Origin of the sequence: Pantoea sp. MT58, from assembly GCF_014495885.1 — a bacterium.
In the GTDB taxonomy this organism is placed as follows: domain Bacteria; phylum Pseudomonadota; class Gammaproteobacteria; order Enterobacterales; family Enterobacteriaceae; genus Pantoea; species Pantoea eucalypti.
Genome location: NZ_CP061083.1, coordinates 1,794,723 through 1,813,576, shown reverse-complemented (window position 1 = coordinate 1,813,576; position 18,854 = coordinate 1,794,723). Strand labels below are relative to the sequence as shown.

Genomic DNA, 18,854 nt, shown 5'->3' with positions numbered 1-18,854 from the left:
CAGGCAGGCGTTACATCTTCAGTTTGTTGCCGCTTCCAGCAAATAAGGGCGGAAGGCGATCACCTCTTCGCCCAGCCAGTTATTGATTTCCTTCAGACGTTCCTGCAGCGGTGTCAGTTTGTTACGCACAAACACCTATGCCGCTTTCACCGCATCACCGAATCCGCCGGAGTTGTCCGGGATAATCCCCATCATCTGCGGCGGCACGCGGTGTGCGCTTAGCAGGTCGTCGCGGCTGGCCTTCTTGATGTTAAAGAAATCGTCCTTCGTCGCTACCTCGCTGAGCGGCAGAATCTTGATCCCGTCCGGCTTACCGTTCGGCGCGTACATAAACAGGTTGCGGAAGTTGCCGATCCCTTTCGTGTCGCGCATAGCCTGGCGCATCCGGTCAACGTCGCTGCTGCTCTGCGCCGCGTCGGTCATATACAGGATGTAACCGGCGTGCGCGCCGTTCTGATAATACTTGCGGCGGAACAGCGTTGCCGCCTCATTCAGCCAGGCGGAGTTAAGCGCGCTGAGGTATTCCGGCAGGCCGTACAGCTCCTGATTGATATCCGGCTCCAGCAGATGAAACACGCTGCCGGCCGAAAATTCATGCGGCTCCTTCCAGTCATTCACAAACCAGTAAACGCCATCCTTCACGCCTCTGCGGGTGAATTTGGCCGGGGTGGTTTCAAGGCGCAGCGGCTTACCCAAGCCATTACGACGCAGCTCGGCAAAGGCGTTACCGAAGACCAGATAATCCAGCGCAAACTTGCTGAACTCCTGCTGACTCATCATTGGGTGCGGGATGAATGTTGATGCCAGAATGTTGCGCTTTACATAAATCGGCGAGCTGTGATGTACGGCCGCACGCAGGCTTTTCGCCAGGCCGTTAAAGCTGACCGGCGGCTCAAACCAGCGCCCGTTACCGATGCATCAGCCATCAGCCCGTCGCCCGCCGTTGTTACCGTGACTGTGCTCGCGCGTGAGGGCAACGGCGTGGCCGGTGATGATTTGCTGGCCGTGGTTAACGCTGCGCTCAATGACGAAGACGTGCGCCCGGTTGCTGACCGGGTGAGCGTGCAGTCAGCGAAGATTGTTAGTTACGAAATCGAGGCCGAGCTTTACCTCTATCCGGGGCCGGAAGCGGAGCCAATCCGTGCCGCTTCAGAGGCAAAACTCGCCGCCTTTGTCAGCGCACAAAAGCGTCTCGGCCGTGACATTCGCCTGTCTGCGCTGTATGCCGCCATGCACGTTGAGGGCGTGCAGCGCGTCAACCTTATCAAGCCTTCCGCTGACGTGGTGCTAGACAAAACCCAGGCCGCTTACTGCACAGGATACGCGCTGACCGTGGGAGGCTCGGATGAGTGATCGCCTGCTGCCGACCGGCTCGTCAGCGCTTGAGGTTGCTGCCGCCGAGGCTCTTGCAAGCCCCGGTACGATGAGCGTGCCGCTGCGCCAGTTATGGAATCCGCAAGCCTGCCCGGTTGAGCTTCTGCCCTATCTGGCGTGGGCGTGGTCAGTTGATCGCTGGGATTCAGCCTGGCCGGAATCAACAAAGCGCGCCGTGGTTGCCGCCTCGCAGTACGTGCATCGGCACAAGGGAACGATTGGCGCTATACGCCGCGTCGTTGAGCCTCTGGGCTATCTCATCAGAATCATTGAGTGGTGGAAAACCGGCGAAGCGCCTGGCACGTTCCGGCTGGATGTGGGCGTACTCGATACCGGCATTACTGAGGAAATGTATAACGAGCTTGAGCGCCTGATAGCCGATGCGAAGCCCTGCAGCCGTCACCTTATCGGCCTGTCTATCAATCTTGACGTGAACGGCGCGCTGCCGGTTGCCGTTGCCAGCTACAGCGGCGACGAGCTGACCGTTTATCCCTATACCCCTGAACTTATCAGCGTCGGCGGGCCGGGTTATTCCGGCGTGGCGGTGCATCTTATTGACCTGACGGAAGTGAGCGCATGACGACAAAATATTTTGCCCTGCTGACCAATCAGGGCGCGGCTAAGCTGGCGAACGCCGCCGCACTCGGCACGAAAGTAAACATCGCCTCGATGGGCGTCGGCGACGGTGGCGGCACACTGCCGACCCCTGATGCGGCACAGACAAAGCTCATTGGCGAGAAGCGACGCGCGCAGCTTAATTCGCTGACCGTTGACGCGGCAAACAGCAGCCAGATTATCGCAGAGCAGATTATCCCGGAAAGCGAGGGCGGTTTCTGGATCCGTGAAATCGGCCTGTATGACGCTGACGGCGTGCTGATTGCCGTTGCTAACTGCCCGGAGACTTACAAGCCTCAGCTGGCCGAAGGAAGCGGCCGGACGCAGACCGTGCGCATGATTTTAATCGTGAACAGCACAACCGCCGTCACGCTGAAAATTGATCCGTCAGTGGTGCTGGCAACGCGTAAGTATGTTGATGACGCTGTGATCGAGGTGAAAGCCTACGCTGACGAGATGATGGCAAAGCATCTCAAAAGCGCTAATCCGCATGGTCAGTACCCGTTAATTGAAAACGCATTAAAGGAAATGGCCGATGCCGGGCTGTTGCCTGACGTTCTGAAAAATCTTGGCATCAGCGATAAGTTTTCCGGCCGTTTTATCGGGTACCAGATTTTCACCACGCCCGGAGCAGTTAACTACAAACCCACGCCGGGAACGAAACGAATCAAGATTATCCTGACCGGAGGTGGTGGCCGGGGTTATGGTTATCTTGCCTGGGGATCGAGTTATGTTTCCCGTGGTGCGGGCGGGGGAGCAGGCGGAACGGTAATCGCTTGGCTGAACGTGGATGAGACAAAAAATTATCCTGGCGTAGTCGGTAGAGGCAGTAACGAAACCGACGGCGCGACTAGCAGTACCTTTAACGGTCAGCTGACAGCGGGCAATGGCTATAATACGACTTCCGGTGATGCCGGTGGCGTTGGCGGCTCGGCCATAGGCGGATTGTTAAATATACAGGGGGGTGATGGCAGCGACGCGCCCGGACTGATTACGGCCTCAAGCAACCCTTACCGGGGCGGCTCTGGTGACGGCGGCGTCAGTTACTGGGGCGGCGGTAGCCGTAGCGGGGAAAGCTCATCATCAGGCAAAAAAAATACCTATGGTGCAGGCGGCGGAGGTACAACGCGTACCGATCCCTTTATCGGAAGTTATGGATCTGACGGTATTATTTATATTGAGGAGTTCAGCTGATGAAAACCTACGCCCGGATTGAAGATAAGCGAGTTGCGGAAATTGTCTCTATGAGTGTCAAGCCAGAGAAACTCTATCATCCGTCACTGGAGTGGGTAGATATTACCGCATTGTCTGAACAGCCCGGCTGTAATTATCTCTACAGTGACGGCGTATTTACAGCGCCATTTGTGGATGCCAAAGATGCTGGCTTTCTGGCCAGCAGCCGTTTGTCGGCAGAAATGGACGAAGCTAATCGTACTATAACCCCTTTGCAGGATGCGGTTGATATCAGCATTGCAACTGACGAGGAACTAACGCGACTGGCTGCATGGAAAAGATACCGCGTTATGCTGAGTCGGACGGATATCACGACCGCGCCAGATATCAGCTGGCCAGATAAGCCTGAATAAAAAATTCATTTTACGCCCGAAGTTTTCAGTTAAAAATTCTCAATGGCAAAATGTTTAATTCTGCCATTGAATCATTTCATCAAGCCGCTTCAGAATGTCAGGAAAATAGCTTTCATTAAGGCTGAAGTCACCTTTAACCTGAACGCTGTCGGCGTGTGGTTCAGGGCGGATATCAAACTCCACTATAACACCTTCTTTACCCGTAACTTTTCTGATAACCATATTGAGCTGGCCACGTTCGCTGCGAAAATTAAAAGGTTTTAATTCACGCTGCGTGATAAGTGCCTGGTAATGTGCGAAAAACTCATCCTTTAAAATCTTTAGCTCGCCGATGGTAAATTCAGTTTGAAACTGCATTTTAAGGCCGCTAACAGAGAACTCAATCCAGGACTGGATCCAGTCCCATAGATGATCAACCGGGTCGGCCTCATCGTCTGAGATTCTTTCAAAGGGAGAAATTACAAATGTGAAATCTTCATTGCGCAAATCAAACATACAAGTTTTCCAGTCTGTCAATCCATGTATTTAAAATGCGTTATCGTCCAGTCTGACTCACGCACGACGACTTCAAGTGTGTATTCTTTATACTCATATTCCATTGTTTGCTGATTAAAGCGTAGTTTAAACAATCTGGTCTCATATCTGAACATACCTTCATCTTTGCGGGGATCTGCCATCCGCCTGCCATAGCGAATCGCTCTTTCCTGAATTTGCAGAGGGACATAGCGACTCGGTTCATACATATGTTTTGCAGCAGTCTCGGTCATTTTAAGGTTACGTGCATGCAGCCCGAGTTTAAGTCTGCTGCGCAGAAAGGATATAGTGGAGTGACTGAGCTTCGCATAAACAGCGGCACGTGCCCCTGATTCAAACAGCACCCGCCCTGTACCAAGGATACGAAAAATACCCAAGCCAAACAGGGCAATATCAGTGGGATCAATCAGGGGTGTTTCAAGCGGCGCTTCTTCCAGCCTGACAAAATGTCCCTGCACATCATAAATCTGCCATAAGCCCGGAGCCTGTACCACCGTGTAACCGATACACATTCCGCTGGCTTCATCTGTTACGGGCTTTGCATTTCGGGGCAAATGGCTGGGCCGAATCTCAAAAAAACGCCCTGAGGCAGTCTCGACTCAAATGTGTAGTAACGTCCGAATTCCTGTTTTGCTGCTGTTCCTGAAATCATTCTCAATCCCTCGTTCATGACAATGGCTGTTTTATAGTGCCACAAGAAGATAAAACAATCATTTTCTGATAGATGCCCATGATCCTGTTAACAGACGGCAACTGCGTGTGCCCCTTTCCCTGATGTCAGACCATGAGCACTCCCTCAAAACAGCATGCATCAAATGTCTGATTATCTTTATGGTGTCCGCATCGTCTGAATAAACGATGCCAGGCGCACAATTTCTACCACAATCGTAAAATGTTCTAAATCGTTCAGGATATTGATGCTGAAAATGCAACATAAGCGTACTTATTGCGACAGGGTATAAGCAGGCTGCGTAGTTATTTACTAAAGGATAGAAACGGCAGGTTCAGTAAACTCAATCCACTGGCGTTGATGGCGAAGAAAAATAGCGACAAAGTGGCGGCACAGAGTCCAGCAGAGTAGAACAGGAAGTAACAGGAGCGGGCTTAACTGATTGATTTCACGTTAAGTCATTGATACGAAGTGCCAACCAAAAAAAGACCGAATACGATTCCTATATTCGGTCCAGGGAAATGGCTCTCAAGGAGCCGTGCGCTAAAAGTTGGCATTTATGAAGGCGGTGTCGCCTTGCCATTTAAGATTAGAACAGCGCGGTGGAAATGCCAGCAAACGCGGGAATCAGGGCCATAAACTGGATCAGATTGTGATCGCAACGGCAAAATTTCGGAGAGTGGGCGCAGCGCGAGGCTGCACCCGAAAGGCCTATTTTCCGCACAGCGCCTGAGTGCGTTCGATAATCGGCTGCAGGCTCATCATCTGGCCCGGATGGGCTTTGTCTTCGGCCTGAATCACGCTGATCGGCTGGGCTTTCACCTGCTTGTTTTTAAACAGTGTGTCAGCGATGTCGTTCAGCGGGTATGTCATCAGCGTACTCGGATTGATGGCAAACATCGCACCATCTTTCTCGCAGGTCAGCATCACCTCTTCACGATTAAAGGGCCACTTATCTTTACCGATCTCAAAGCGGCTGACGGTAATGATTTGCGCCGCCAGCGCCTGGCCGCATACGGATAACAACAGGATTGCGGGAATCACTTTCTTCAGCAACATAACTACCCTTTTCTCTCTTAAACTACATTCAGGCTGGCGACAGCGTGGCAAATACGCTGACCAGCCCAACCACGCCGCATGCCAGCAGTAGTTCAAGCTGCGTCATGCGAATAAATTTTTGCTGCGCCCCGCTGCCCGCCAGGCGGAATCGCGGCACCAGCCAGTATCGATTAATCAGCGCCACCAGAACCATCAGAGCAACCAGCAGCACTTTGCACAGCAGCAATATAACGTAGCGTGAATCGTGCCACATCAGCGGCCAGCCCGCGATCATTACGCTGTTTATCACCCCGCTGAGCAGCGTTAACGCCACCGCCAGATGACCATAGCGTGAGAAACGCATCATAGTGCGAATCGCATCGGTGCGGCGATCAATCTGCCGTGCCTCGCGCATCAACAGCAACAGTGGAAGTAATCCACCTGCCCAGAACGTCGCCGCAATAAGATGCAGTGCATGGTTAATTTGCTGAAGAACGCCGGGCCAGCTATCGCGCATCGCAGCATGGCCTATCATCGCCATGCAGGCCAGTTGCATAACGCCAGCCAGCAGTAACACCTGCTGACGCAGGCGTCCGGTCATTAATAGCGCGCCAACGGCCAGCACGCCGAAAATGATTTCCCATAGCCACACCGCACCGAAGTGCGTGCTCAGCACCGCCAGCCAGATATCAATGTCGGTCAGGTTAGTGCTGGTGCCGCTCATTAACACATTCTGGCAGGCCAGCATCGCCACCGCACTGAGCAGCACCAGCCAGGCACTCCCCTTCACCAGCGGGTTCAACCGTAGCGCCAGCAGGGATCGATAGCGTTTGGGCGCCAGCAGCGCACTGTAACAGGCGCTGCCGGTCAGCAACATCACGGCAGTAAAATGCAGCGCGCGCAGCAGGATCCAGAGGGTTGTCACCGGGTTAGTTCACACTAAAGCGATAGCTTCCAGCGGTTTTATGGCCATCCACCGACAGCACATGCCAGTTGACCTGATAATTACCCGCTTTTAGCGGCTGCGGCAGGCCGACAATCAGGCGTTTTTTCTGGTCAGACTCAACACGGGCTTTGGCGGTCTCGACGGGCTTCTGTGCACTGTCCAGCAGCGTCACGCCACTGAACGCCGCTTCAATATCTTCACTGAAGTTCAGCGTCAGCGCATCGGGGGATGTCGTGACCTGCGCTTTAGCCGCCGGGAGAGAAGACTGGAGGTGTGCATGCGCCCCCGCCAGCGAGCTGAAGGCCATCATGCCCGCTGCCGTCACTGCTATAATCATGCGGGAAATAGTTTTTTTCTGCATAAGATCATCCTTTTAACCGCCGCCAGGGCGATAAACGTGGCAAAAGGATACGCTGCTGGTTTTACACTGTCGAGGCCAGCGATGCGATCCTTTATCCTTGATTCAGACCGACGAAAACATTACTTTTGCCGGCTATCGTCAGGAGATAATTATGAGCCGTAACCTTGCATTGCTGTCCCAGGAAGAGAAAGACAAGATAAATGTCGATTTGGCGGCCGCAGGCGTGGCGTTTAAAGAGCGCTATAACATGCCGGTCGTCGCCGAGATGGTGGCGCAGGAGCAGCCTGAAGCGCTGCGTGACTGGTTTCGTCAGCGTCTGATGCAATACCGTCAGGCATCACTCAGCCTGTCGCGCCTTCCTTATGAACCGAAGATGAAGCAATGATGTTCCGCGTTATTGATACCGAAACCTGCGGCCTGCAGGGCGGCGTAGTTGAAGTTGCGTCCGTGGATGTGGTCGACGGTAGAATTGTGAATCCAATGAGCGATTTGACCCTACCGGACCGCCCGATCAGCCGTCAGGCGATGGCTGTACATCGCATCACCGAAGCAATGGTCGCCGGTAAACCCACGATTGAAGAAGCGATTCCACGCTATTACGGCAGCGCTTTTTATGTCGCGCACAACGCCAGTTTTGATCGGCGGATGCTGCCTGAAATGTACGGCGAATGGATCTGCACCATGCAGCTGGCGCGCCAGCTCTGGCCGGGCATTAAATATGGCAACCAGGCGTTACGTCATTCGCTGAAGCTGGATGTCACGCCACCCGCTGAACTTCATGCGCACCGCGCACTGTATGACTGCTATGTCACGGCGGCGCTGCTGATCCGTATCATGGAGACCTCCGGCTGGAGTGCCTCCGAAATGATTGTGCGTTCGCAACCGGCGGCCCAGCGCGACGACATTCTGCCATTCGGCAAATATCGCGGCCAGGCGATTGCCGTAATTGCCAGAAAAGATCCTGGCTACCTGAAGTGGGTACTCAATAATGTCAGTGATTTGCGCCCGCCATTGCGGCAGGCGCTGAATAAATACCTCTCTGAATCTCAGTAATCCTGGGCTGGCGGCAAGGTACCCTGCGCCAGTCCGAGCAGGAAAGTGTACTCCATCGCGATCCCTTCGTAGGCTTTGTAGCGTCCGGACTTGCCGCCGTGACCGGCATCCATGTCGGTGCAGAGCAGCAGAAGATTATTGTCGGTTTTCATCGACCTTAGCTTCGCCACCCACTTGGCCGGTTCCCAGTACTGCACCTGTGAGTCGTGCAGGCCAGTCGTGACCAGCAGATGGGGATAATCCTTCGCCTCGATATTGTCATAGGGGCTGTACTGGCGGATATAACGGTAATATTCAGGATCATTGGGGTTGCCCCACTCGTCATACTCACCGGTAGTCAGCGGGATCGATTCATCCAGCATCGTGGTAACCACATCCACAAATGGCACCTGAGCCACCACGCCGTGGAACCGTTCTGGTGCCAGGTTAATCACCCCGCCCATCAACAGCCCGCCTGCGCTACCGCCCATGGCATAAAGCCGCTCCGGGTGGCCGATGCCGCGTGCCACCAGCGCATCCGTCACCTCAATAAAATCAGTAAAGCTGTTCATTTTGTTCAGCAGACGACCACCGTCATACCATTGCTGTCCCAGCTCACCGCCACCGCGTACCTGAATCAGGGCATAGACAAAGCCGCGATCCAGCAGGCTCAGACGGCTGACGCTGAAATCGGCATCCATGCTGCTGCCATAAGCGCCGTAGCCATAGACCAGCATCGGGTTCTGACCGGGCTGATAATGCTTGCGGTGATAAACCAGCGAGACCGGCACTTCGGTGCCATCGCTGACTTTGATCCAGTGGTGCTCGCTTTTGTAATCTTCCGCGTTAAAGCCTTTCACCGCGCTCTGTTTCAGAATGCGACGTTCACCCGTATCCATATCCAGTTCAAACAGCGTGGTCGGCGTGGTCATGGACGAGTAGCCATAACGCAGTTTGCTAGTGCGGGGCGTGGGATTATAAGCAAGCCACGTCACATAGGTCGGATCGTCAAAGGCGATGCCGCTGGTCTCGCCGCTGGCCCAGTTGATCTGACGCAGACTGGTTAAGCCGCGCTGACGCTCTTCCACTACCAGCCAGTCGCGGAACAGCTGAAAATCTTCCATCACCACCTGTTCCCGCGCAGGAATCAGCGTTTCCCAGCGTGACTCATCCAGATAGCGACTGCGGTAGAGCCCGAAGTTTTTCCCGTCACGGTTTGATCGAATGAAAAACTGATGATCGTAATGATCGATGCTGTATTCGTGATCGCGACGGCGGGGCAAAAACACATGCGGCTGCGCATCAGGGAAGTTCGCATCGATTAACTGGATTTCGCTGGTGTTAGTGCTGTAGAGCGCAATCATGATGAACTGCTTGGAGGTGCTCTTGTGCACGCTGAGATGATAGGTGTCATCGCGTTCTTCATAGACCAGCTTATCATCGGACTGCGGCGAACCGAGTTCGTGTCGCCAGACCTGATAAGAGAGCAGCGTCTGCGGGTGCTTGCGCACATAGTAAAGGGTGCGTGAGTCATTGCCCCAGGCGAAGCTGGATGAGGCGTTGCTCAGTACTTCGGGATACCAGCTGCCACTTTCCAGGTTACGGAACCGGATGCCATATTGCCGCCGCGACAGGAAATCTTCCGCCAGCGCCATGACCCGGTTATCCGGGCTGATATGCAGCGCGCCCATGGTGTAGAAATCGCTGTGCGAGGCGCGCTGATTGGCATCCAGCAGCAGGCTCCACTCGCCCGATTCATCGCTTGCTGCGGGCTGACGGTAGTAGGCCGGGTATTCGTTACCGCTCTGATAACGACTCTGATAGCGGTAGCCGTTTTTGACATAAGGCACGGAGTGATCTTCCGGCGGCAGCCGATCGATAATCTCTTTTAACACCCGGTCCTGCAGCGGTTGCTGCGACGACATGATTTTTTTGCCGTAATTATTTTCGGCTCGGAGGTAATCAAGAACCTCGCTGTTTTCGCGTTTGTCGTCGCGCAGCCAGTAATAATTATCAACGCGGGTCTCGCCATGCAGCGTCATCTCGTGGGGTATTTTTTTTGCGATGGGTGCTTTCATCCATCCGTCTCCATCAACGTAATGATCTGTAAGCGTAACACTTCAGCAGCGGGAAGCCAGACATAGGGTGAGAAGCTGCCGCCAGCGGAACATCTTCAGTGACCCGCTGGCGGAGAATCGAAGGTTTAACTGGCAGGCAGACGGGCTTTTTCGGCCTCGAGGTCCTGTTGAATGCCATCACGAACATCCTGAGGAATTTTCAGGGCGTCGCCCAGGGCGGAGAGATAGCTGCGCTCCATAAAGTGGTCGACGTCGATAGCGGCACAACTCAGGAAATAAAGCTCCAGCGCCTCCTCTTCATTTTTCACATCAGCCGACAGCCACTGCGGATCCAGTGGGCGATTCATCGCTTTCTGAATCAGTTGCTCTGCATCCTGACCATAACCGGATTGATGAATGTTCTGCTCAATCGCGGCTCGCTCCTGATCGTCGATATGCCCGTCACTTTTAGCAGCAAACACCAGCGCAGTGACCAGACGCTCAGCGCGCAGGTCCACGGGCGTCTGTGCCACACCAAAGTCAGGCTCATTCTGATGCGCTTCGCTAACCCGCTGCTTGTATTTGTTCCACAGTACCGCGCCTGCTGCCGCACCCCCTCCCACAATCAGGGCTTTGCCGCCATATTTGGTCAGCAGTTTGCGCGACGACTTACTGGAGATCAGCATCGCAGCCAGACCGCCCAGCGCGCCGGGTGCCAGCATGTCACTTAAGCCACCGCCCTGTTTGCTCTCACCGTTCTTCTTTGTCAGCACCGACTGAATCTGTTGCAACCAGTTATTCATCGTTCACTCCTTTCAGGATGTCAGCCGTTATCCTGACCAAAAGGATGTCAGGAAACGTCAGAGCGGGAAAAGTACGGCAAAAAGCGATGCCGGCGGCACGGAAGATGAGAACGCAAACGTTTTCGTTTATACTTGCGCGCGAATTTGACTGCTTAGGTGAATGTATGACGACTCTCGGAACAGCGCTGCGTCCGGCGGCGACGCGTGTAATGCTATTGGGTTCAGGTGAACTGGGTAAAGAGGTGGCGCTGGAGTGTCAGCGTCTGGGGGTGGAAGTGATCGCGGTTGATCGTTACGCCGATGCCCCGGCGATGCATGTCGCCCATCGCAGCCATGTGATTAACATGCTGGATGGCGCAGCCCTGGCTGCGCTGATAGCGGAAGAGCAGCCGGATTTTGTGGTACCGGAAATTGAAGCCATCGCCACGGATACCCTGGTTGAACTGGAGCAGCAAGGCCAGCGCGTGGTTCCGACTGCCCGTGCCGCACGCCTCACGATGAATCGCGAAGGCATTCGTCGCCTGGCGGCTGAAGAGTTGTCACTGCCAACTTCCCGTTATCGCTTTGCCGACAGCAAGGCGCGCTTCGACGAAGCCGCTGCAGAGATTGGCTTTCCCTGCATTGTGAAGCCGGTGATGAGTTCATCGGGTAAAGGCCAGAGCTTTATCCGCGACGCCAGCCAGCTTGATAAAGCCTGGGACTACGCACAACAGGGCGGTCGCGCCGGAGCCGGTCGCGTCATTGTTGAAGGCGTCGTCAACTTCGATTTTGAGATCACCCTGCTCACTATCAGTGCCGTCGATGGCATTCACTTCTGTGCACCGATTGGTCATCGTCAGGAAGATGGCGATTACCGTGAATCATGGCAGCCGCAGCAGATGAGTGAGCTGGCGCTGCAGCGGGCACAGGATGTTGCCGCAGAGGTCGTTAAGGCGCTTGGCGGCTATGGTCTGTTTGGCGTTGAGCTGTTTGTCTGCGGAGATGAGGTGGTGTTCAGTGAAGTATCACCGCGCCCACACGACACCGGCATGGTGACGCTGATCTCGCAGGATCTGTCTGAGTTTGCGCTGCACGTGCGGGCGTTTCTGGGTCTGCCTGTTGGCGGGATTCGTCAGTATGGTCCCTCTGCTTCCGCCGTTATCCTGCCGCAACTGACCAGCCAGAACGTACAGTTTGTGAATGTCGAAGCAGCACTGGGGGCAGGGCTGCAACTGCGACTGTTCGGCAAGCCGGAGATCAGCGGTCAGCGTCGTCTTGGTGTGGCGCTCGCCAGCGGTGATAGCACCGAACAGGCGATTGCGCGTGCGGTTGCCAGCGCAGCCGCGGTCACGGTTCAGGGTTGACGTTATGCGGTGAGCAAATGCTCACCGCCATTACTTACTTCGCGCCTTCCACAGCTTCGCGTGCCAGGCGGGTAATGCGATCCCAGTCGCCCGCTTCCAGCGCATCGTTAGGCACAAGCCATGAACCCCCGATGCAGAGCACGCTTTTCAGCGCCAGATAGTCACGATAGTTGGCCGGAGAGATACCGCCGGTCGGACAGAAACGCACCTGCGGGAAAGGTCCGCCAATCGCCTGCAGCGCTTTAACGCCACCATTCGCTTCTGCCGGGAAGAACTTAAACTCGCGCAGACCGTAGTCCATACCCGTCATTAACTCAGAAACGGTGCTGATACCCGGAATCAACGGAACCGGCCCGTCAACCGCCGCTTTCAACAGCGATTCGGTGACGCCGGGGCTGATAACAAACTGCGCACCGGCATCGGTCACTTCCTGTAACTGCTGCGGGTTAATTACGGTTCCCGCACCAACGATCGCATCCGGCACTTCTTTGATCATCGCCCGTAAGGCATCCATCGCCACCGGTGTGCGCAGCGTCACTTCCAGCACTCTGACACCGCCCGCCACCAGTGCTTTCGCCATCGGCACCGCGTGTTCGAGTTTGTTCACCACGATGACCGGCACCACAGGTCCGGTGGTCAGAATCTGTTCAGCACTCGTTTTCCAGTTTTTCATCAGTTCCCCTTGCTTGATAACACCGGGATTATGACCCGGTCATGGAGCATCGGCTCCTGCCCTGTAAATTGCGTCACTACCATACATGATTCGCTTCCTGAGCGTCTATCACCCTGCGACCATTTTGAAACAGCAGTTCAATTTTATCTGCATGCTCTGGCCCGGTTTAACGGCGAAAAAAAAGCCCGCGTTGCGGGCTTTATCATCACTTTAGTTATTCAAATTCGTTCCACGACCGGCCATCGCGGGTGATCATCGCGACCGAAGCCACCGGACCCCAGGTGCCCGCCTGATACGGTTTGGAGGAATCGCCATCCGCAGCCCATGCTTCGATAATAGAATCGACATAGGTCCATGCGGCTTCCACTTCATCACGGCGCACAAACAGCGCCTGGATACCGCGCATGCTCTCCAGCAGAAGACGCTCATAAGCATCAGCAAGGTGCGACTGGTTAAATGTCTCGGAGTAACTCAGATCGAGCTTGGTGGTCTGCAGTTTGTGCTTGTGATCGAGGCCTGGCACTTTATTCAGGATCTCAATATCCACGCCTTCGTCTGGCTGCAGACGAATCGTCAGCTTGTTCTGTGGCAGTTCTGAGTAGGAATCCTTAAACAGGTTCATCTCAGGGTTTTTGAAGTAAACCACAACTTCAGAGCACTTGGTCGGTAAGCGCTTACCGGTACGCAGGTAGAACGGCACGCCTGCCCAGCGCCAGTTATCGATATCGACACGAATCGCCACGAACGTCTCTGTTGCGCTCGTTTTATTGGCGCCCTCTTCTTCCAGGTAGCCCGGCACTTTTTTGCCCTGCACAAAGCCAGCGGTGTACTGACCGCGCACGGTTTTCTCACGTACGTTGGTCTGATCGATGCGGCGCAGCGAGCGCAGCACTTTCACTTTTTCGTCACGGATGCTGTCGGCGCTGAGATCGGACGGCGGCGACATCGCAATCATGGTCAGAATCTGCAACAAATGGTTCTGGATCATGTCGCGCATCTGGCCCGCTTTATCGAAGTAACCCCAGCGGCCTTCAATGCCCACTTCTTCGGCCACGGTGATCTGCACATGGTCGATGGTGCGGTTATCCCAGTTGTTCACGAAGATGGAGTTAGCAAAGCGCAACGCCAGCAGGTTAAGCACGGTCTCTTTGCCGAGATAGTGGTCAATACGGAACACCTGGCTCTCTTCAAAGTATTCGCCAACGCTGTCGTTGATCTCCTGAGAGGTTTCCAGTGAGGTGCCCAGTGGCTTCTCCATTACCACGCGCGCCGGTTTGGCATTCAGCTTCGCCGTGCCCAGGCCCTGACAGATCGCGCCAAAGGTGCTGGGTGGCATCGCAAAATAGTTGATGGTGGTGCGGTTTTTCTGATCCAGCATCTTGCCCAGTTTCGGGAAGTGCGTGGTGTCATTAACATCGAGGTTGCAGAAGTCGAGACGGTTGCTGAGTTTATCCCACAGCGCTTCGTCAATCTTCTCCTTCATGAAGGTTTCCAGCGCTTCACGTACCACTTTGGTGTATTCCGCTTTATCCCACTCAGCACGGCCGACACCAATAATGCGGGTTTCTTCATGGATCTGACCCGCTTTCTCTAACTGGTACAGTGAAGGCAACAGTTTACGGCGTGCAAGATCGCCTTTGGCACCGAAAATCACCAGATCGCATGCCTGGGCTATTTGTGTTACCGCCATTTTCCTCTCCTCGTTGCAGGATAATCCGGTGGTGATGCATCTTCTGCCACCGGGTCCAGGTTATTATTTTCTTTCAGCACAATGTACTTTTTTCCCTGCGCCAGGTAAACCGACTCGCCGGGTCAACCGCATTAACTCTGTACCGGATGTGCTAAGCACGTGTGATGACACGTGCGGATTGCCGTTTTTTTCTGTTTCTGTTGGTGTCAGGAAAATCTGGCACCGGTCAAAGTATCCCAAAAAAAAGAGCAATCAACTTGTCAGCCGTTGCGCTTGCCAGGTGCTGGCGCGATATAGTCTCTGTTAATCGGCTCCTGCGACAGTGATAATTGAAATGATAAAAGTGATTATGGTCATCAGCTTATGAATATGCTGGAAAAAATTGAGGCGCAGTATGCAGCGCTGAGCAAAGCGGAAATGAAAGTCGCCCGGCAGATTCTGGCTGAACCGCAGGCGGCGATGCACTCCAGCATCGCAACACTCGCCGGCATTGCCGGCGTCAGTGAACCCACCGTGAACCGCTTTTGCCACCGACTGGGTACACGGGGCTTTCCCGACTTTAAACTGCATTTGGCGCAGAGCCTGGTGAAGGGCAGCAACTGGGTCAGCCGGGGCGTTGAAGACGACGACACAGCAGAGAACTACAGCCACAAAATCTTCGACTCAGCGCTTGCAGGACTGCAGCGGGTGCGCGATCAGCTGAACAGCGCGCATCTGCAACAGGCGGTAACCCTGCTCGCGCAGGCCGATAAACTCGCCTTTTTCGGGCTCGGTGCGTCCGCTGTAGTGGCGCATGACGCTTTCACCAAATTTCTGCGTTTTAATCTGCCGGTCATCTGGTCGGACGATATTGTGATCCAGCGCATGAGTTGCATAAATAGTCGAGCCGGTGACGTATTTGTTCTTATTTCGCATACTGGACGCACAAAAAATATGGTAGAACTGGCTCGCCTGGCCCGTGTAAACGGTTCCACCGTTATTGCCATCACCTCTCCCGATTCACCCCTTGCTCATGAAGCAGCGATAGCTTTAGTGCTTGATGTACCGGAAGATACTGATGTCTATTTGCCGATGGTGTCGCGCCTGGCGCAGTTGACCGTGATTGATGTGCTGGCGACTGGTTTTACTCTGGAACGGGGTGCGCCCTTCCGGGAAAACCTGAAACGCGTGAAAGAGGCGTTGAAAGCGTCGCGTTACGAAAAGAACACCCTTCGGGAAAAGGATGATCAGCAAAAAAATTAACATCACATTTACAATGTGAGTCGTATCACAACCCATCGATCATATAGAATAGATAACCTTGCTGTGTCCACTGTCCATGACACGCTTAAATGTTTACGGAGTCCTCGATGTCAAGACGTCTCAGAAGAACCAAAATCGTTACAACCCTCGGCCCGGCTACCGATCGTGATAATAACCTGGAAAAAATCATCGCTGCCGGCGCGAACGTTGTACGACTCAACTTCTCTCACGGCACGCCAGAAGACCACCAGCTGCGTGCTGATAAAGTGCGCGAAATCGCGGCAAAACTGGGTCGCCATGTGGCTATCCTCGGTGACCTTCAGGGCCCAAAAATTCGCGTTTCAACCTTCAAAGAAGGCAAAGTTTTCCTGAATATCGGCGACCGTTTCCTGCTGGATGCCAATCTGGGTAAAGGCGAAGGCGATAAAGAGCGTGTCGGAATCGACTACAAAGGCCTGCCTGCAGATGTGGTGCCAGGCGATATTCTGCTGCTGGATGATGGTCGCGTGCAGCTGAAAGTGCTGGAAGTTCAGGAGATGAAAGTGTTCACCGAAGTTACTGTCGGTGGCCCACTGTCGAACAACAAAGGCATTAACAAGCTGGGCGGCGGCCTGTCGGCTGAAGCGCTGACCGAAAAAGATAAAGCGGATATCATCACCGCCGCTAAAATCCGTGTTGATTACCTGGCTGTCTCCTTCCCCCGCTGTGGTGAAGATATGAACCTGGCACGTCGCCTGGCGCGTGAAGCCGGTTGTGACGCCAAACTGGTGGCTAAAGTGGAACGTGCCGAAGCGGTTGCCAGCCAGGAAGCGATGGATGACATCATTCTGGCCTCTGACGTGGTGATGGTTGCGCGTGGCGACCTGGGCGTTGAGATTGGCGATCCGGAACTGGTCGGCATTCAGAAAGCGTTAATTCGCCGTGCCCGCCAGCTTAACCGCACTATCATTACCGCGACCCAGATGATGGAGTCGATGATCACTAACCCGATGCCGACCCGTGCAGAAGTTATGGACGTGGCAAACGCCGTCCTGGATGGTACCGATGCCGTGATGCTGTCTGCGGAAACCGCCGCAGGTCAGTATCCGGCTGAAACCGTTTCAGCGATGGCGAAGGTCTGCCTGGGTGCAGAGAAGATTCCAAGCGTTAACGTCTCCAAACACCGTCTGGATGTGCAGTTCGACAACGTCGAAGAAGCGATCGCTATGTCTTCTATGTATGCTGCGAACCATCTGCAGGGCGTGACCGCCATCATCACCATGACCGAGTCTGGCCGTACGCCGCTGATGACCTCGCGTATCACTTCAGGCCTGCCGATTTTTGCGATGTCGCGCCATGAACGCACCCTGAACCTTACCGCACTCTATCGCGGTGTCACGCCGGTGTTCTTCGACAGCAACAACGACGGCGTCGCTGCTGCACACGACGCGGTTAACCTGCTGCGTGATAAAGGCTTCCTGGTCTCCGGCGATCTGGTCATCGTGACGCAGGGTGATGTGATGGGCGCCACCGGCACCACCAACACCACCCGTGTGCTTCGCGTGGATTAATTGAGTCTGGGTTGACATTGTCGGTGTAGAATCAATGACGCGACTGCCAGGCAGTCGCGTTTTCTTTTCTGACAAGGAGGCAAGATGCCCCGTTTCCAGCCTATCAGCCAGCTTACCGGCCGAATTTTACTTTTTCCTCTGGCGTTAGTGCTATTCGAGTTTGCTACCTATATTGCTCACGACATGATCCAGCCTGGTATGCTGATCGTCACCAGTGAGTTCTCTGTTGGCCCTGAGTGGGTCTCTACTTCGCTAACCGCCTACCTGATTGGTGGTGTAGTGCTGCAATGGCTGCTGGGTCCGCTCTCTGATAAGTTTGGCCGGCGACCGGTGATGCTGTCTGGCATCCTGTTTTTTGCTGTCGCCTGCATGCTGACGCACTGGGTCAGCTCGATTGAGGAATTTGTCAGCCTGCGCTTCATTCAGGGCATCAGCCTCTGCTTTATCGGTGCAGTTGGCTATGCCGCGATCCAGGAAGCCTTTGATGAGGCGCTGGCGGTGCGGATGATGGCGCTGATGGCTAACGTAGCGTTACTGGCTCCGCTGGCAGGCCCACTGGCTGGTGCCGCCTGGCTCACTGTTGGCAGCTGGCGCAGCATGTTCTGGCTGTTTGCCGCCTGCAGCCTGGTCGCTTTTGTGGTGCTGTGGCGTGTGATGCCCGAAACTGCAGGCGACCGCAGTCATTCTATCGCCCTGCCCAATCTGGCGCGCAACTATGGCCGGTTAATGAAAGACCGTCTGGTGGTGTCTGGCTCTTTTGCGATCGGGCTGGTGTTTATTCCAATCCTCACCTGGGTTGCCCTTTCGCCGGTGATCCTGATGCATGATGAAGGTCTGTCACGCATGCAGTACGCCCTGCTGCAGCTGCCGGTGTTTCTGGCGATGATCGCCGGTAACCTGACGCTGAGTAAGCTGGCGGGACGGGTGCCGATTGAACAGCCGGTGAAGTTCGCCGCCTGGCCCATTCTGATTGGCCTGAGTCTTGCGCTGGCCGCAAGCCTGCTCAACAGTCATAGTTATCTGCTGATTACCGCCGGCCTGAGTCTCTACGCTTTTGGTGCCGGAATGGTAAATGCCGGGCTGTATCGCCTGACGCTTTACGCCAGTAATGAAGGTAAAGGTAGCGTAGCCGCGATGCTGGGTATGATCAGTATTCTGACGCTGGCGGTGGGAATTGAACTGGCGAAAAGTGGCTATTTCAGTGGCGGCACGCTGTGGTTCTGTCTGATTAACTTTATCAGCGGCGTGCTGTGGTTTGGGCTGGTTATTCTGTTTATGCGTGAGCGTAAACGCCGCAGCCGGCTCGAGGCGTTATAACAAGCTGCGCTGTCGTTTTTCTC

Annotated in this window: 18 protein-coding genes and 2 pseudogenes; 10 read left to right on the top strand and 10 right to left on the bottom strand. The window is 54.6% G+C overall.

Translation table 11 applies throughout. The features are described from left to right. Positions 1-18 precede the first annotated feature (18 nt). A pseudogene (locus IAI47_RS08575) lies at positions 19-915 on the bottom strand (phage portal protein). Between IAI47_RS08575 and IAI47_RS08570 the strand changes: the two are divergent. The 4 genes and pseudogenes from IAI47_RS08570 to IAI47_RS08555 all read left to right on the top strand — a co-directional run. After that, a pseudogene (locus tag IAI47_RS08570) lies at positions 907-1,353 on the top strand (baseplate J/gp47 family protein); the annotation flags it as partial. The pseudogenes IAI47_RS08575 and IAI47_RS08570 sit on opposite strands and share 9 nt — an antisense overlap. Beyond that, positions 1,346-1,954, top strand: coding sequence for a phage tail protein I (locus IAI47_RS08565; protein WP_008925347.1), 609 nt, complete (start codon positions 1,346-1,348; stop codon positions 1,952-1,954). The pseudogene IAI47_RS08570 and the gene IAI47_RS08565, both read left to right, overlap by 8 nt. Beyond that, the gene (locus tag IAI47_RS08560; protein WP_008925348.1) at positions 1,951-3,183 is read left to right on the top strand and encodes a phage tail protein; all 1,233 of its coding nucleotides are present in this window, start codon (positions 1,951-1,953) and stop codon (positions 3,181-3,183) included. Before IAI47_RS08565 ends, IAI47_RS08560 begins: the two co-directional genes overlap by 4 nt. After that, entirely contained in the window at positions 3,183-3,575 is a 393-nt protein-coding gene (locus IAI47_RS08555; protein WP_008925349.1) for a tail fiber assembly protein, read from the top strand. The genes IAI47_RS08560 and IAI47_RS08555 overlap by 1 nt, the downstream gene beginning before the upstream one ends. Positions 3,576-3,629: 54 nt before the next feature. Here IAI47_RS08555 and IAI47_RS08550 read toward each other — a convergent pair whose 3' ends face one another. From IAI47_RS08550 to copC, 5 genes are all read right to left on the bottom strand, one after another. Then, positions 3,630-4,070, bottom strand: a complete 441-nt coding sequence (locus IAI47_RS08550; protein WP_003854558.1) for a hypothetical protein — start codon at positions 4,068-4,070, stop codon at positions 3,630-3,632. 17 nt (positions 4,071-4,087) lie between these two features. Next, entirely contained in the window at positions 4,088-4,621 is a 534-nt protein-coding gene (locus IAI47_RS08545) for a hypothetical protein (protein WP_008925350.1), read from the bottom strand. An 869-nt stretch (positions 4,622-5,490) separates the two neighbouring features. Beyond that, the gene (locus IAI47_RS08540; RefSeq protein ID WP_003849240.1) at positions 5,491-5,838 is read right to left on the bottom strand and encodes a YebY family protein; all 348 of its coding nucleotides are present in this window, start codon (positions 5,836-5,838) and stop codon (positions 5,491-5,493) included. 28 nt (positions 5,839-5,866) lie between these two features. Beyond that, on the bottom strand, positions 5,867-6,742 hold the full coding sequence (gene copD, locus IAI47_RS08535; RefSeq protein WP_008925351.1) for a copper homeostasis membrane protein CopD: 876 nt from the start codon (positions 6,740-6,742) through the stop codon (positions 5,867-5,869). 4 nt (positions 6,743-6,746) lie between these two features. Next, positions 6,747-7,124 carry a copper homeostasis periplasmic binding protein CopC gene (gene copC, locus IAI47_RS08530; protein ID WP_008925352.1) on the bottom strand — a complete coding sequence of 126 codons (378 nt, stop codon included), beginning with the start codon at positions 7,122-7,124 and terminating at the stop codon, positions 6,747-6,749. Positions 7,125-7,275: 151 nt separating this feature from the next. Between copC and IAI47_RS08525 the strand changes: the two genes are divergently transcribed. Together IAI47_RS08525 and exoX are read left to right on the top strand one after the other, a co-directional pair. Beyond that, positions 7,276-7,509 (top strand): DNA polymerase III subunit theta, encoded by a 234-nt coding sequence (locus IAI47_RS08525; protein ID WP_008925353.1) that lies wholly within the window; start codon positions 7,276-7,278, stop codon positions 7,507-7,509. After that, positions 7,506-8,177: an exodeoxyribonuclease X gene (gene exoX, locus IAI47_RS08520; RefSeq protein ID WP_008925354.1), complete on the top strand. Its 672-nt coding sequence runs from the start codon at positions 7,506-7,508 to the stop codon at positions 8,175-8,177. The genes IAI47_RS08525 and exoX overlap by 4 nt, the downstream gene beginning before the upstream one ends. Here exoX and IAI47_RS08515 read toward each other — a convergent pair. Together IAI47_RS08515 and IAI47_RS08510 are read right to left on the bottom strand one after the other, a co-directional pair. Beyond that, a complete protein-coding gene (locus IAI47_RS08515; RefSeq protein ID WP_008925355.1) occupies positions 8,171-10,234 on the bottom strand; it encodes a prolyl oligopeptidase family serine peptidase in 2,064 nt (687 codons plus the stop codon). The genes exoX and IAI47_RS08515 overlap by 7 nt on opposite strands. Positions 10,235-10,359: 125 nt before the next feature. Next, on the bottom strand, positions 10,360-11,016 hold the full coding sequence (locus IAI47_RS08510; protein WP_008925356.1) for a tellurite resistance TerB family protein: 657 nt from the start codon (positions 11,014-11,016) through the stop codon (positions 10,360-10,362). Positions 11,017-11,180: 164 nt separating this feature from the next. Here IAI47_RS08510 and purT point away from each other — a divergent pair, with 164 nt between their 5' ends. Further along, positions 11,181-12,359 carry a formate-dependent phosphoribosylglycinamide formyltransferase gene (purT, locus tag IAI47_RS08505; protein ID WP_008925357.1) on the top strand — a complete coding sequence of 393 codons (1,179 nt, stop codon included), beginning with the start codon at positions 11,181-11,183 and terminating at the stop codon, positions 12,357-12,359. Between the two features lie 34 nt (positions 12,360-12,393). On the opposite strand, the gene IAI47_RS08500 is transcribed toward purT, so the two are convergent. Then, the gene (locus IAI47_RS08500; protein WP_008925358.1) at positions 12,394-13,032 is read right to left on the bottom strand and encodes a bifunctional 4-hydroxy-2-oxoglutarate aldolase/2-dehydro-3-deoxy-phosphogluconate aldolase; all 639 of its coding nucleotides are present in this window, start codon (positions 13,030-13,032) and stop codon (positions 12,394-12,396) included. Between the two features lie 214 nt (positions 13,033-13,246). After that, positions 13,247-14,722, bottom strand: a complete 1,476-nt coding sequence (gene zwf, locus IAI47_RS08495; RefSeq protein WP_003849222.1) for a glucose-6-phosphate dehydrogenase — start codon at positions 14,720-14,722, stop codon at positions 13,247-13,249. A 363-nt stretch (positions 14,723-15,085) separates the two neighbouring features. On the opposite strand from zwf, the gene IAI47_RS08490 reads away from it, so the two are divergent. The 3 genes from IAI47_RS08490 to IAI47_RS08480 all read left to right on the top strand — a co-directional run bounded on the left by IAI47_RS08490 (position 15,086) and on the right by IAI47_RS08480 (position 18,831). Continuing rightward, positions 15,086-15,964, top strand: a complete 879-nt coding sequence (locus tag IAI47_RS08490) for a MurR/RpiR family transcriptional regulator (protein ID WP_008925359.1) — start codon at positions 15,086-15,088, stop codon at positions 15,962-15,964. A 107-nt stretch (positions 15,965-16,071) separates the two neighbouring features. Further along, positions 16,072-17,514: a pyruvate kinase gene (pyk, locus tag IAI47_RS08485; RefSeq protein ID WP_003849220.1), complete on the top strand. Its 1,443-nt coding sequence runs from the start codon at positions 16,072-16,074 to the stop codon at positions 17,512-17,514. A gap of 84 nt (positions 17,515-17,598) precedes the next feature. Continuing rightward, entirely contained in the window at positions 17,599-18,831 is a 1,233-nt protein-coding gene (locus IAI47_RS08480) for an MFS transporter (RefSeq protein WP_003849218.1), read from the top strand. Positions 18,832-18,854 lie beyond the last annotated feature (23 nt).

Bases quoted from the DNA above. Each gene is read 5' to 3' on its own strand.
- IAI47_RS08480 (WP_003849218.1), top strand. From the start codon at position 17,599: ATGCCCCGTTTCCAGCCTATCAGCCAGCTTACCGGCCGAATTTTACTT.
- zwf (WP_003849222.1), bottom strand. From the start codon at position 14,722: ATGGCGGTAACACAAATAGCCCAGGCATGCGATCTGGTGATTTTCGGT.
- IAI47_RS08545 (WP_008925350.1), bottom strand. From the start codon at position 4,621: ATGTGTATCGGTTACACGGTGGTACAGGCTCCGGGCTTATGGCAGATT.
- IAI47_RS08515 (WP_008925355.1), bottom strand. From the start codon at position 10,234: ATGAAAGCACCCATCGCAAAAAAAATACCCCACGAGATGACGCTGCAT.
- IAI47_RS08560 (WP_008925348.1), top strand. From the start codon at position 1,951: ATGACGACAAAATATTTTGCCCTGCTGACCAATCAGGGCGCGGCTAAG.
- IAI47_RS08510 (WP_008925356.1), bottom strand. From the start codon at position 11,016: ATGAATAACTGGTTGCAACAGATTCAGTCGGTGCTGACAAAGAAGAAC.
- IAI47_RS08565 (WP_008925347.1), top strand. From the start codon at position 1,346: ATGAGTGATCGCCTGCTGCCGACCGGCTCGTCAGCGCTTGAGGTTGCT.
- pyk (WP_003849220.1), top strand. From the start codon at position 16,072: ATGTCAAGACGTCTCAGAAGAACCAAAATCGTTACAACCCTCGGCCCG.
- IAI47_RS08490 (WP_008925359.1), top strand. From the start codon at position 15,086: ATGAATATGCTGGAAAAAATTGAGGCGCAGTATGCAGCGCTGAGCAAA.
- purT (WP_008925357.1), top strand. From the start codon at position 11,181: ATGACGACTCTCGGAACAGCGCTGCGTCCGGCGGCGACGCGTGTAATG.
- exoX (WP_008925354.1), top strand. From the start codon at position 7,506: ATGATGTTCCGCGTTATTGATACCGAAACCTGCGGCCTGCAGGGCGGC.
- IAI47_RS08550 (WP_003854558.1), bottom strand. From the start codon at position 4,070: ATGTTTGATTTGCGCAATGAAGATTTCACATTTGTAATTTCTCCCTTT.
- IAI47_RS08540 (WP_003849240.1), bottom strand. From the start codon at position 5,838: ATGTTGCTGAAGAAAGTGATTCCCGCAATCCTGTTGTTATCCGTATGC.
- IAI47_RS08555 (WP_008925349.1), top strand. From the start codon at position 3,183: ATGAAAACCTACGCCCGGATTGAAGATAAGCGAGTTGCGGAAATTGTC.
- IAI47_RS08500 (WP_008925358.1), bottom strand. From the start codon at position 13,032: ATGAAAAACTGGAAAACGAGTGCTGAACAGATTCTGACCACCGGACCT.
- IAI47_RS08525 (WP_008925353.1), top strand. From the start codon at position 7,276: ATGAGCCGTAACCTTGCATTGCTGTCCCAGGAAGAGAAAGACAAGATA.
- copC (WP_008925352.1), bottom strand. From the start codon at position 7,124: ATGCAGAAAAAAACTATTTCCCGCATGATTATAGCAGTGACGGCAGCG.